At 70.9% G+C, this 13,097-nt stretch carries 11 protein-coding genes; 8 read left to right on the top strand and 3 right to left on the bottom strand.

Annotated features, from left to right (window positions below):
* The first annotated feature begins 3 nt into the window (after positions 1-3).
* From ABDW59_RS00495 to ABDW59_RS00485, 3 genes are all read left to right on the top strand, one after another.
* Complete coding sequence (locus ABDW59_RS00495) at positions 4-1,323, top strand: ATP-binding cassette domain-containing protein (RefSeq protein ID WP_343627338.1); 1,320 nt, start codon at positions 4-6, stop codon at positions 1,321-1,323.
* A 57-nt stretch (positions 1,324-1,380) separates the two neighbouring features.
* Positions 1,381-2,226 (top strand): HEAT repeat domain-containing protein, encoded by an 846-nt coding sequence (locus tag ABDW59_RS00490; RefSeq protein ID WP_343627337.1) that lies wholly within the window; start codon positions 1,381-1,383, stop codon positions 2,224-2,226.
* Between the two features lie 228 nt (positions 2,227-2,454).
* Positions 2,455-3,882, top strand: coding sequence for a Fic family protein (locus ABDW59_RS00485; RefSeq protein ID WP_343627336.1), 1,428 nt, complete (start codon positions 2,455-2,457; stop codon positions 3,880-3,882).
* Positions 3,883-3,900: 18 nt separating this feature from the next.
* Here ABDW59_RS00485 and ABDW59_RS00480 read toward each other — a convergent pair whose 3' ends face one another.
* Complete coding sequence (locus ABDW59_RS00480) at positions 3,901-4,290, bottom strand: DUF3331 domain-containing protein (RefSeq protein WP_343627335.1); 390 nt, start codon at positions 4,288-4,290, stop codon at positions 3,901-3,903.
* A gap of 89 nt (positions 4,291-4,379) precedes the next feature.
* On the opposite strand from ABDW59_RS00480, the gene ABDW59_RS00475 reads away from it, so the two are divergent.
* The gene (locus ABDW59_RS00475; protein WP_343627333.1) at positions 4,380-5,033 is read left to right on the top strand and encodes a helix-turn-helix domain-containing protein; all 654 of its coding nucleotides are present in this window, start codon (positions 4,380-4,382) and stop codon (positions 5,031-5,033) included.
* Positions 5,034-5,105: 72 nt separating this feature from the next.
* On the opposite strand, the gene ABDW59_RS00470 is transcribed toward ABDW59_RS00475, so the two are convergent.
* A complete protein-coding gene (locus ABDW59_RS00470; protein WP_343627332.1) occupies positions 5,106-6,128 on the bottom strand; it encodes a FecR domain-containing protein in 1,023 nt (340 codons plus the stop codon).
* Positions 6,125-6,733, bottom strand: coding sequence for a sigma-70 family RNA polymerase sigma factor (locus ABDW59_RS00465; RefSeq protein ID WP_343627331.1), 609 nt, complete (start codon positions 6,731-6,733; stop codon positions 6,125-6,127). The genes ABDW59_RS00470 and ABDW59_RS00465 overlap by 4 nt, the downstream gene beginning before the upstream one ends.
* Before the next feature lie 210 nt (positions 6,734-6,943).
* Here ABDW59_RS00465 and ABDW59_RS00460 point away from each other — a divergent pair, with 210 nt between their 5' ends.
* Genes ABDW59_RS00460 through ABDW59_RS00445 form a run of 4 tightly spaced genes read left to right on the top strand, consistent with a single transcriptional unit; the run spans position 6,944 to position 13,058 of the window.
* Positions 6,944-8,740 carry a serine hydrolase domain-containing protein gene (locus ABDW59_RS00460; RefSeq protein WP_343627330.1) on the top strand — a complete coding sequence of 599 codons (1,797 nt, stop codon included), beginning with the start codon at positions 6,944-6,946 and terminating at the stop codon, positions 8,738-8,740.
* Positions 8,741-8,773: 33 nt separating this feature from the next.
* The gene (locus ABDW59_RS00455) at positions 8,774-9,148 is read left to right on the top strand and encodes an STN domain-containing protein (RefSeq protein WP_343627329.1); all 375 of its coding nucleotides are present in this window, start codon (positions 8,774-8,776) and stop codon (positions 9,146-9,148) included.
* Positions 9,145-10,524, top strand: a complete 1,380-nt coding sequence (locus ABDW59_RS00450) for an MFS transporter (RefSeq protein ID WP_343627328.1) — start codon at positions 9,145-9,147, stop codon at positions 10,522-10,524. The genes ABDW59_RS00455 and ABDW59_RS00450 overlap by 4 nt, the downstream gene beginning before the upstream one ends.
* On the top strand, positions 10,521-13,058 hold the full coding sequence (locus ABDW59_RS00445; protein WP_343627327.1) for a TonB-dependent receptor: 2,538 nt from the start codon (positions 10,521-10,523) through the stop codon (positions 13,056-13,058). Before ABDW59_RS00450 ends, ABDW59_RS00445 begins: the two co-directional genes overlap by 4 nt.
* The last annotated feature ends 39 nt before the right edge of the window (positions 13,059-13,097 follow it).

The following is a 13,097-nucleotide window of genomic DNA, read 5'->3' as shown; positions in this document are numbered from 1 at the left end:
GGCATGAGCACACCCATCATCGAACTCCACGGCGTGGGCAAGAGCTTCCGCTCGGCCGACGGCCATCCGCGTCCGGTGCTCGAGGAGCTGGACTTCACGCTGCGCGAGGGCGAGATCGTCGCGCTGCTGGGCCAGTCGGGCTCGGGCAAGAGCACGCTGCTGCGCATCATGGCGGGCCTGGTGCCGGCCGACCGCGGCCAGGTCCGCTATCGCAACCAGCCGATGTCGGGCCCGGCGCGCGGGATCAGCATGGTGTTCCAGTCCTTCGCGCTGTTCCCGTGGCTGACCGTGCAACAGAACGTCGAGCTGGGCCTGGAGGCGCGCGGCGTCGCCAAGTCGGTGCGGGCGGAGAAGGCCGAGGCGGCGATCGCGATGATCGGCCTGTCGGGCTTCGAGGGCGCGCTGCCGCGCGAGCTCTCTGGCGGCATGCGTCAGCGCGTGGGCATCGCGCGCGCGCTGGTGACCGAGCCGGACGTGCTGCTGATGGACGAGGCGTTCTCCGCGCTGGACGTGCTCACCGGCGAGCGCCTGCGCGAGGACATCCTGGAGCTGTGGGACGGCGGCAGCATGCCGACGCAGGCGATGCTGGTGGTGTCGCACAACATCGAGGAGGCCGTGATGATGGCCGACCGGGTGCTGATCTTCGCGAGCGATCCGGGGCGCATCCGCTGCCAGCTTTCGGTGCAGCTGCCGCGACCGCGCGATCCGGAGAGCGCCGACGTGCGCGCGCTGATCGACGAGGTCTATGCGCTGATGACCGCCGGCCGGCCTGCCCGCGCGGTCGGCGCGACCGGCACCGCCGCGACGCCGGCGCCGCTGGCCGAGCGCCTGCCGGCGGCGGACGTGGCGCGCATGGACGGTCTGCTGGAACTGCTGGCCGAGCCGCCCTTCGACGGCCGAGCCGATCTGCCGCAGCTGTGCGAGGAATCGGGCCTGCCCGATGCCGAGCTGCTGCCGGTGGCGCATGCGCTGTCGCTGCTGGGCCTGGCTCAGCTGGACAGCGGGGACCTGCAGCTCACGCCGCTGGGGCGCCGCTACGTCGAAGGCGCGCACGGACTGCGGCGCGATCTTTTCGGTCAGCAGCTGATGGCGCACGTGCCGCTGATCGCGCACATCCGCCACAGCCTGGAGCAGGAGCCCAACGGCCAGATGCCGGACAAGCCGGTGCTCAAGCTGCTCAGCGAGCACCTGGACGATGCCGAAGCCGACGCGGTGCTGCAGACGGCGGTGACCTGGGCGCGGCATGGCGAGGTGTTCGAGTACGACTACAACACCGGCGCGCTGCGGCTGCCCACGGGTGAGGACGAGCCGGCGGGACGCTGAGGCTTCACCGGCCCGCTAGAGTCGGGACTTCGTTGCCACGACGACGGAGGCTCCCGCATGAAGCGAATCGCCCGGTATCGGCATCGCGCGCGCAGCGACGCGCGTCTGCTCCGACGCGCCACCCGCGATTGGCATGCGCCGCGTGGCTGGCGCGCGATCGAGGAACTTCAGCGGCGCGGCTCGCCGGACATGCTCACGCAGATCGCGGCTTGGGCCCGAAGTTCGAATGCGCGGCGACGCGCGGTGGCGATCTCCGTGGCGGCGCAGCTGATGCGGCGCATCGACGGCGCGTGGACGCCCTTCGCGGAGGACGAGACGCAGCGCCTGCTGCTGCAAGGGCTGTCGGACGCGCATCAGGACGTGGTCCGCGCGGCGGTGGCCGGGCTCGGACACCGGCCGCATGGCGAGAGCGTCGAGGCGCTGCTCAAGCTGGCGAGCCATCCGGACGAGCGCATGCGCTGGCAGGTCGCGGTGGCGCTGGGGTCCTATGAGGAGCCGGAGGCCATCGCCGGATTGATCGCCTTGTCGGCCGACTCGTCGGACGAGGTGCGCGACTGGGCCACCTTCGGACTGGGCACGCTGCGCACCGACGACACGCCCGAGATCCGAGCGGCGCTGCGTCGCAATCTGGAAGATCCCGACGAGGACGTGCGCGGCGAGGCGCTGGTCGGATTGGCGCGCCGCCACGATGACGGGATCGTGGAGCGGGTGATGGCGAGGCTCACGCCGGAGTGCCATCTGTATGAGCTCGACGCGGCCGTCGCGCTGGCGGATCCAAGGCTGCTGGAGCCGCTTCGGAAGCTGGAAGCCCTGGCCCGGGAGCGCGGCGTCAGGGACGGCTACTGGTGGGAGGAGTTGAGGGAGGCGACGGCGGCGAGCGGCGCGACCGGGTGCAATTTCTAGCGTTTTATACGGAGTCGGTCGTTTTTCTAACAAAATAGACGACCTGATAGCGGAATAGACGCGATGGCCGACACACATTTCGGATTTCAGCGATTGGCGGAGATGCATGACATCCAGCTCGTCCAACCGCTGTTCTCACGCAGTCGTCTAGGAACGATGAGGCAGCGGGACCTGGCGAATGGCCGTGAAGTCAGGACCTGGACCGCTCAATATCAGCCGGAAGACTCCTTGGCCGGGCATTTCGAGTTCGGTCTCAAGTACGAGCGAGTCCACCTCGAATTCTTCTCCAGACTCTTCCACAGCATCGATCCGGAATCGCTCGCCACCTGGGTCCGACGCGAGCCGATGGGCGCTTACGCGCGCCGCGCCGCGTTCTTCTATGAATGGCTAACAGGCCGAACTTTGCCGCTGCCCGACACGGCCCACAACGTGGGCTACGTGGATGCGCTTGATCCAGATCTTTACTTGGTCGCCCAAACGCCTGACCGCAATCGACGCTGGCGCGTCAACAACAACCTGCCCGGCACACCGGCCTTCTGCCCGATGGTCTACCTCGGGCCCGCAGATGCGCGCGACTGGCTCTATGAGGTCGGCACTGGTGTTCGTCACCTCGACGACACCTATGGCCCGGACCTGCTGCTGCGCAGCGCCGCCTGGCTGACCTTCAAGGAGTCTCGCGCGAGCTTCGCGATCGAGCGCGAGGCGGACAAGGAGGACCGCGTGAAGCGCTTCGCCGCCGCCATCGAGGAGTTCAGCGGACGCATGCCGGACCCGATGTCGCCAGACAGCCTTCAGACCCTGCAACGCGCCGTGCTGGGCGAGAACGCCTTGCGGGTGGGAATCCGCCGGTCGCCAGTGTTCATCGGCCAGTCCACGTTCCGCGCGCAGATCGTCCACTACATCGCGCCGTCCGAGTCGCTGGTCGACGAGATGCTGGAAGGACTCCGCAGCCTGGAGACCCGAACCCGCGGCGCCAACACGGTGGCCCGCATCGCCGCGGTGTCCTTCGGGTTCGTCTACCTGCATCCGTTGGCCGACGGCAATGGCCGCGTGCATCGATTCCTGGTGAACCATCTGCTGGCGGCGGATCGCGTCGTGCCGACCGGCATCATCGTCCCTGTCTCCGCGACCATCGCCAGCAATGCCCGCGCGCGCGCCGCCTACGACCACGTGTTGGAGGTGATCTCAAAACCGCTCATGAGCCGCTATGCGGATGCCTACCGCTTCGGCCCGTCGCGCACCTGCCCGGATGGTGTCGTCACCGACTTCCAGTTCTCGCAGACCGCCGATGCCCGGCATGCGTGGCGCTATCTGGATCTGTCCGAGCATGCCCGATACATGAGCGAGGTGCTCCGGCAGACCGTCGAGCATGAAATGGCCGAGGAGGCCTTGACGCTGCGTCGTTACGACGAAGCGCGCGATGCGATCAAGGACGTCGTGGAGATGCCGGACGCCGATGCCGACCGCATCGTTCGCTCATTGCGGGAGGGCCACTGGGTGGTGAGCAACAAGCTGCGCAAGGCGCTGCCGGAAATCTTTCAGGAAGGCGGGGCCTTGCACGCACGGCAGGACCGAATCGTCGAGGCGGTCCGGCAAGCCTTCGAGGCCCCCGACGCTGGAAAGGTCGAGGGCGTCGAAGACCGATCGCCCAACTGACGCAAAGACCTCACGCCCTCACGCATCCACATACGCCGCCGCGATCATCACGCCCGCGTTGATCGGCGTGGGCTCGTCGGCGCGCGGGGTGTAGACCATGTCGCCGATCAGGATCTCGGTGCCGCTGAGCACGCACACCCCCGCCCGTTTCGTCGGCGCCATGTCCCAGATCTGATACCCGTAATGGCAGGACCCCGGGTCCGACCACGAGATCGCCGCCGTCCGCGGCGTCGGCCGGTCCAGCACGTGGATGGTCGGCGCCGGTCGCAGCGTCAGGCCCGCGTCGGCCACCGTCATCCGGCCGCCGCGCGTCGATCGCGGCACTTCCGCCACGCCGCCATTCCCCAGCCACGACACCGTCCGCAACCACCCTTCCCGGGTCGGATCACTCGCCAGATCCATGTGCATGCCGCACCGCCTTTCCATGTCCGCCGACAATCCGACGTCATTGCTGAAATAATTCAACGAGTGATGAATATAGCAAAGGCAGCCTGCCGATGACCAACAAGACCCCGAAGGCCAGTGGGACGCCGCGCCGTCGCGGGCGCCCGAGCGCGGACTGTGCGCAAGGCGCGGACAACCTGCTGCGCACCGCCCGCCGGACCTTCGCCCTGCGCGGCTACGAGGCCACCAGCGTGCGCGAGATCGCCCGCCTGGCCGGCGTCGACGCGGCCCTCATCGCGCATCACTTCGGGTCCAAGGAAGCCCTCTGGCTCGCGGTGGTCGATCAGATCGTCGCGCTGACCGACCCGATGCGCGAGATCGCCATCGCGGTGCGCCAGAACCCGGCGCTCGGCCCGCGCCAGCGCGTCGAGCACGCCCTGCTCGACTTCATCGACCGCGTCTTCGAGCATCCCGACATCGGCATCTTCTTCTCCACCGCCGCGACCGAGGAGGGCGAGCGCCTGAACGTGCTGGTCGACAAGCTGGTGCGGCCCTTCCACGACGTCTTCCTGCCGCTGTTCGTCGAGGCCATGGACGCAGGAGAGTTGCGCCGCTGCGACCCCGCCCTGCTGTTCTCGCTGCTCACGCAGGGCATCAGCAAGACGGTCGCCTACAGCCACGTGCTGCGCGCCGTGTCCACGCTGCCGGACGACCCCGCGCGCTTCAAGCGCGAGATCTCGGAAGTGACGTTGCAGCTGCTGGGCTAGCGCGCATTCGGTCCGGGTCAACCGGAGGAGCCGGATGAGCTGGGCAAGCCCGCGCCGCCGCGTCCCGACGCGTCAGCGGCTCGAGACGTGGATCTCGTCGCCCTCGGTCCGCACCTGCAGACCGAAGCCCATCTGCAGCAGGCGCGCGAAGGCCTCGAGGTTGTCGGCGTCGAAGATCCCGCCCACGCCCATCGCCGCCGCCGCTTCGTCGTCGATGATCAGGCGCTTGCTACCGTAGCGGTTGAACTGGGCCGCCGCCTCGGCCAGTGTCGCCTGGTCGAAGACGAGCTTGCCCTGCATCCAGCTCAGGCTGGCGACAACGCGCCGCGTAGGCTGGCGCACGATGAGCAGGCTGTGATCGTCGGCCAGCGCGGTGTCGTCGCGCACCAGCACGGCGGGCTGCAGTCGCGGCGCCTGCACCTGCACCCGCCCCTCCAGCACCGCCACTTTCAGGCGGTCGCCGTCCTTGTAGAGCGAGAACTTGGTGCCTAGCACCGTCACCGTGCGGTCGCCGATGTGCACGACGAAGGGCCGGCGCGCGTCGTGCGCGATGTCGAAGAAGGCCTCGCCCTGGTCCAGCCACACCTCCCGCTTCGCCTCGCCGACCGCCGTGCGCAGCACCGTCGCGGTGTTCAGCGTCAGCCGCGAGCCGTCGGCGAGCTTGACCGCCTCGCGCTCGCCGCGCTCGGTGGCGTGCTGCTCCACGACCGGCGCGCGACCGCCGAACGGCAACACCATCACCAGCGCCAGCGTGGCCGCCAGGCCGCCGGCAAGCGCGCCCATGCGCCAGCCGCTCAGCCACCGGAAGGCCGGCTCTGACGGCCGATCCGGGGCCGCGTCGGCCGTCGCCGGCGTCGGGGCTTCCTGAGGGGGCTGAGGCGGCACCACGGCCGACGGCCGCAGCGCCTGCAGCCGGCCCGCGCGACGCCAGTGGTACCGCAGCGGCAGGAAGGCGACCCGGTGCTGGGTCGATTCGGCCAGCCAGGCGTCCAGCGCCTGTCGGCGCTCCGGCGGCAAGACGCCGTCATGGCGGTCGATCTCCGCGATCCAGGCGGCGGCGAGCTGCTCGATATGTTCCAGATCCGCGCTCTTCACGGCGTGCTCCTCCCCTGTTTCGACGGCGCCTGCGACGCGCCCTTCCCCGGACTCTTCCCCGGGTCCTTCCCGTCGTCCGCGCGGCGCCCCTGCAGGCCGGCCCGGAGCGCCTCGCCCAAGGCCCTCACGCCCTTGGCCACCAGGCGCTCGACCGCCTCCTCCTTGATCCCCAGCCGCTCGGCCACCTCGCGCTGCGGCACGTCCTCGATCTTGCGCAGCGCCACGACCTCGCGGCACAGCGCGGGCAGCAGATCCAGCGCGGCTTGCAACAGCCGCAGCTCGCTGCGCGCCGACAGATGCCGCTCGGGGCTGAGCTCGTCCCGCGACGGCGCCAGCGCGTCCAGGTCGGCGAAGGTCTCGATCGAGACGATGCGGGCGCGCCGCGCCCGGTCCACCAGCAGATGGCGCGCGGTCGACAGCACGAAGGCCTGCGTCGACTCCGGGAGCCCGCGCGCGGCGCTGTCATAGACCCTGGCGTAGACCTCCTGGCGCAGGTCCGGCACCTCGTCCCGATCCCGCCAGTTGCGGCGCAGGTATCCCTCCAGGAGGCCTTCCAAGGGCATCACCTCCCGCTCGAACCAGTCGCTCAGCTCTTCCGCGTCCACCCCGTCTCCTCGTGTGACGTCCGCGCCACTGCATCGACAGCACCGACGGCGCCGCTGATGACCTGGACGAACGACGCGCGCAAATCCTCGCGGCGCGCGAAGAAAAACTTCCCCGGGATTTCGATCCCTGGGACAAACCCCGCCCCGGCGATGGAGACCGCGCGGCGCTTCGTCTAGACGGGCAACAGCCGTCCATCCAGGAATCCCGCCATGAGCAGCCCTCGTTCGACTCCCCTCTCGCGCCCCGCCGACACCGATCCCGCGCTCGTGCCAGCGGCGCCGCCCGTTTCGGACCTTCCTAACCTTCCCGACAGCGCCGCCGTCACCGCCGCGCTGGACGCCATCTTCGCGCCCTTCGACCGCGGCGACGCGCCCGGTCTGGTCGTCGGCGTGGCGATGGACGGACGCACGTTGTACCGCCGCGGCTTCGGCATGGCCAGCTTGGAGCACGGCGTGCGCAACACCCCGCACACCCGCATGCGCATCGGCTCGACCAGCAAGCATTTCACCTGCCTGGCCGCGCTGCTGCTGGCCGAGCGGGGCCTGCTGGACCTGGACGCGCCGGTGCGCGAGCACCTGCCGCAACTCCCGCCCCAGCCGGTCGAGCCCACCCTGCGCCAGCTCATGCAGCACACCAGCGGCTATCGCTGCGTGCTGGACCTCAGCCTGCTCGCGCAAGGCCTGGCGACGCAACCCCGGGGCGAGGAACTGCGGCTGCAGGCGCTGCAGCCCGACATGAACTTCGCGCCCGGCACCAACCTGCTGTACTGCAACAGCGGCTACCACCTGCTCTCGCTGGTGATCGCGAAGGCGGCGGGCCGGCCCTTCGAGCAGGCGATGAAGGGACTCATCTTCGAGCCGCTGGGCCTGTGCGACACGGCGTCCATCCCCAGCGATCTGGACATCGTCCCCGGCCTGGCGACCCTGCATGTACCGCGGCCGGCCGCGCTGGGCGGCGGCTGGCGTCGCGGCCTCTTCCCCAGCGAGGAGGTGCTGGGCGACGGCGCGATGGTCTCGACCATCGACGACCTGCTGCGCTGGCTGCGCCACCTGCGCGGACCCGAGCGCCGCGTGGGCAGCCCCGACAGCTGGGCGCAGCTGCTCACCCGGGCCCGCCTGGCCAACGGCTGCGAGGCCCGCTATGCGCTGGGGCTGCGCCGCCATGCCTATCGCGGCGTGGACGTGATCCACCACACCGGCGGCGTGGTAGGCGGCTGCAGCCAGATGCTCACCGTGCCGGCCTTCGGTCTGGACCTGGCGCTGATGTGCAATGGCGCGCCCGCGCAGCCGCAGATGCTGGGCTACGCGATCGTCGACGCGGTGCTGGGCGACCGGCTCCCCGAGGCCCGCCCCGCCCACGCGCGCACCGAGCGCTATCCCGGTCTGGCCGGCGGCCGCTTCCACTCGCGCGAATCGGGGCACCTGCTGCGCTTCGCCGATCTGGAGGGCATGCTCGGCGTCAGCGTGATGGACGGCCCGCCGCTGCCGCTGATCGACGACGGCGCCCAATTGAGCGTCGGTTTCGAAGGCATGTCCGCGAGTCCGCTGGACCTTCCGCCGCAGGGACTCGCGCCCGATCCCGCGCCCAGCGCGCTGCACATCGTCGAGTGGGGCAACCCCAGCGTCTGCCGCCGATTGCCGGACCCGTCCGACTCGGCCCATGGTGTGAATGTCATCGACGCGACCCATCCGCTGGTCGGCCGCTACCACTCGCCCGCGATGCAGGCCAGCGGTGAGATCGACGTGGTCGACGGCGCGCTGCGCCTGCGGCTGGTCGCCGGCCAAGGCGGCAATACGTTCACGGTCACGCCCTGGGACGACGAGGTCTTCGGCCTGCAGTCGACGGATCCCTACTTCCCCAATCACGCGGCGATGCATGTCGAGTCGCGCGACGGCCGCGGCGTGCGCTCGCTGCTGCTGAACACCGTGCGCTCGCGCCAGATCCGCATGCACCGGGTCGACGCCGATGCCGACACCGATCTCGCCGCCGGCGCGCTCGCCTCCTGACCGGCCACCGGGCCATTTCTTGCAGCAGTTCCCATGACCACACCCCACGTCCCCTCCCGCGCCTTGTCGTCCACCGCCCTGCGCCGGCGCACCTTGGGCCTGTGCGCGCTGCTCGCGCTCGGCGCCCATGCGCGGGTCCGCGCGCAGCCCTCCGGACCGGGGCCGGTCGAGCCCGTCTTCGACATCCCCGCCGGCGACCTGCAACGCGCGCTCGAGGTCTTCGCCCGCCAGGCGCAAGCCCAGCTGCTGTACCGCACCGAGGACCTCAAAGGCACGGTCTGCGCCGGTCTCAAGGGCCGCTTGCGGGTGGACGAGGCGCTGCGCCGGCTGCTCGGCGGTACGCGGTTGCGCTTCCGCCGCGACGTGTCGGGCGCCTTCGTGGTGTTCCCCGAAGGAGCCGGCGCATGAGCGCGACCCTCGCTCTCGCGCCCACCGCACGGCGCGGCCACGGGCTGATGGCCGTCTACGGTCTGCTGGTGCTGATCGTGGCCAGCATCTTCAGCGCGATGGACCGCCAGATCCTGGTCCTGCTCGGCGAGCCCATGCGCGCCAGCCTTGGCCTGTCCGACACGCTGCTGGGCCTGCTGCAGGGCGTGGGCGTCACGCTCTTCGCCGGGCTGGCCGCGGTGCCGCTGGGCTGGCTGGCGGACCGCCACGGCCGTCGGCAGATGCTCGCGATCTGCGTGCTGGTGTGGGCCGCGTCCACCGCCGCCTGCGGCCTGTCGCACAGCTTCACCACCCTGTTCATCTCCGCGGTCGGTCTGGGCATCGGCGAGGCCGGCCTCGCGCCCATCGTCTACGGCCTGATCCCCGAGATCGTGCCGGCGCGCCGCCGCGCGCTGGCCAACGGCGTCTTCGCCCTCGCGGCGATCTTCGGCGCCGGCGTGGGCATCGCGCTCAGCGGCGCGCTGGTGGATCAGCTGGCCACGCTGCGCCCGCAGCTGCCCGTCGTGCTGCAGTCGATGGAATCGTGGCGACTGGCCTTCCTGGCGGTCGCCGCGCCCGGGCCGCTGGTGGCGGCCGCGGTGCTGCTGATGCGCCGGCATCCCGAACGCGCCGACGCGAACGCCGAGTCCCTGCCGCGCGATGACGAGCGCACCGCACTGGCTCCCTTCGCCCGCGCGCACGGTCGCACGATGGCGGGACTGTTCATCGGCTCCGGTCTCACCGGGGTGGGGCTGGCGGCGGCAGGCAACTGGGCGCCCATCGTGGCCACCCGTACCTTCGGCGCGCCGGCGGTCGAGGTCGGCGCCGGCATCGGCGCGGCCTATCTGGCCGGCACCGCCGTCGGCGCGGTGCTGGGCGCGGGCGGCGTGCGTGTCTTCGGTCGACGACTGGGCCTGGCCACGCCGCTGCGCGTGATCGCCGTGGGCTCGCTGATCGCGGCTGCGACCTCGGCGCTGATGCTCTGGGCGCCGGACGCGCGCACGCTGTACTGGCTCTTCGGCGCGCAGGTCGCGGCCTTGATCGCCGGCAGCGTCCTGGCCCCGACCATGCTGCAGGACATGAGCCCCGCGCCGCTGCGCTCTCGCGTGATCGCCATCGGAAGCACCTTCGCCATCGGCATGGGCGCGCTCAGCCCGGTGCTGGTGGGCGCGCTGTCCGACTGGATGCCCGCCGCATCGCGCGGACTGCTGACGGCGATGGCCGGCGTCGGCGCCGTGGCCTTCGTCGCCGGTGCGCTGACCATCCTCGCCAGCGAAAAACACTTCGTTCGCACGGTCCGGATCGTCCATCCGGAGCTCGACAAGAAGGCATCCTTGCCCCCTCGGAGAAAACCATGAACCTTCGGTCCACGTCCGTCTCGCCCTCCCCGTCCCGTCAGTCGCGCCCGCATCGTCTGGCGGCGGCCGCCGCGCTCGCGGCCGCGCTGTGCAGCGCGCAGGCGCAAGCACAGGCCCAGGCGCAAGGCCAGGCGAAAAGCCTGCCGCCTGCAGCGCGCGCGCCGGTCGCCTTCGACATCCCCGCCGGCGACATGAAGATCGCGCTGGACGCCTTCGCCCGTCAGACCGCCACGCAGCTGATCTACCGCACGCAGGACGTGAAGGGCCTCGTCACCCGAGGCCTGCATCGCCAGGCCGTGCCGGTGGAGGCGTTGGCGGCGCTGCTGGAGGGCACGCCGCTGCGGGCGCAACGCGACGTGTCGGGCGCACTGGTGATCTCGGTCGAGGCCGCCCCCGCCCCGGTCGCTCCCCGCGCGGAGGACGAGACCGGCACCCTCAGCACCGTCATCGTCAGCGCGACGCGCCGTCGCGAGCCGGTGCGCGACGTGCCGATGCAGGTCGGCACCGTGGCGACGCAGGGCCTGGAGCGCGGCGGCGCCCGCAACCTGCAGGACTACCTCGCCAACCAGGCCGGCATCGACGCGCAGGGCACGGGCGGACCGGGCGTCAGCAGCATCAGCATGCGCGGCGTGTCCACCGGCATGCAGACCATCGCCACCGTGGGGCTGTACATCGACGACGTGGCCTTCGGCTCCAGCACCGCGGTGGCCAACGGCTCGCAGATGGCGCTGGACATGGGACTGCTGGACCTGCACCACATCGAAGTGCTGCGCGGTCCGCAGGGCACGCTCTACGGCGCCAGCGCCATGGGCGGCCTGCTCAAGTACGTGACCAACGAGCCCGACACCTACGAGTTCTCGGGCAAGGTCGCGGTGGGCCTGTCCGCGACGCGCGGCGGCGGCATCGGCCACACCGAGAGCGTGGTGCTCAACGCGCCGCTCAAGGAGGACGTCGCCGGCCTGCGGCTGTCGGCGTTCCGCCAGCACGACGGCGGCTGGGTCGACACCATCGGCCTGGTCGCGCGCAAGAACACGGACCGGGGCGACACCGGCGGCGCGCGCCTGTCGCTGCTGGTCCAGCCGAGCAACCGGATCAAGTTGCGCCTGACCGGCACGATGCAGAACATCCGCCGCGACGGCGCCAACTTCGTCGACTACAGCGCCGCCACCGGCCGCCCGATCGAGGGCGAGACGCTGCGCCGGCTCTACACGCCCGATCCGTACCACGTGAACATCGCGCTGGTCGCGGCTGACGTCGAGGTCGACCTCGGCTGGGCGCGCCTGAACTCGATCACCTCGCGTCAGCGGGTGCGCAACTCCTCCACCATCGACATGAGCGGCGGCTATGTGCCGATGCTGGCTTCCATCGGCCTGCAGGCCGCGGCGGTGCCGGCGCTGGTCCGCGTCGGTCTGGACAAGACCACGCAGGAGTTCCGGCTGACCTCGCGCGCCGACAAGCAGTTCGAGTGGCTGGCCGGCCTCTACATCAACCACGAGCGCACGACCAACCGGCAGAACGTGGATGCGCTGCTGGACGGTGGCGTCGTCGGCCCCAACCTGCTGACGGCGCAGATCCCGGCCAGCTATCACGAGCTCGCCGGCTACGGGGACGCGACCTGGAAGACGGGCCTGGGGCTGGACCTCACCGCCGGCCTGCGCGTGGCGCGCAACCGTCAGTCCTATCAGCAGAGCGTCGGCGGCCTGCTCACCGGCCCCGCGCAGGTGATTGACGCGCGCTCGGCCGACACCAGCCGCACCTGGCTGCTCACCGCGCGGTACGCGCTCAACGCGGTGAGCTCGCTCTACGCGCGCGGCGCCAGCGGGTACCGCGCCGGCGGCCCGAACGCGGTGCTCAACGATCCGCAGACGGGCCAGCCGCGCGCGCCCACGGCGTTCAAGCCCGATTCCCTGACCAGCCTGGAAGCGGGCTACAAGGCGGACCTGCTCGACAAACGCCTGGGCATCGAGGCCGCGGTCTTCCGGCTCAACTGGCGCGACCTGCAGCAGTATCAGCCGGTCAACGGCCTGACGGTGGTCGTGAACGCGGGCGCGGCCCGCATCAACGGCGCGGAGCTCAACCTCAACTACCGGCCGGACGCGCGATGGACGCTGGGCGCGAACGCCGCGTTCATCGATGCCAAGCTGAGCGAGGACGCGCCGGGCCTGGGCGCCAAGGCCGGCACGCGGCTGCCCAACAGTGCGCGCTTCTCGGCGAGCCTGTCCGCCAGCTACGCCTTCGAGGCGATGGGGCATCCCGCCTACGCGGGCCTGTCGCAACGCTTCGTCGGCGCGCGCAACGCGGGCCTGGAGGGCAGCGCCGCGGTGCCGACCTACTGGATGCCGTCCTACGCGCTCACCGATCTGAACGCGGGCGTGGACCTGGGCCGCGTGCAACTGGCCTTCTACGCGCGCAATCTCTTCGATCGTCGCGCGCAGCTCTCGGCCATCAACCTGCTGCAGGCGATGGGCGGGCCGACCTGGGTCAACGTCGCGCAACCGCGCACCGTCGGGATGACGGCGACCATGCCCTTCTGATCCCTCGCCGCCGCGGTCGGTAGTTACCCGCGAGCGGCG

This window comes from Roseateles sp. (assembly GCF_039595295.1).
Lineage (GTDB): Bacteria > Pseudomonadota > Gammaproteobacteria > Burkholderiales > Burkholderiaceae_C > Roseateles.
The sequence above is the reverse complement of the archived record's forward strand: the minus strand, read 5'-3'. Positions and strand labels throughout refer to the sequence as shown.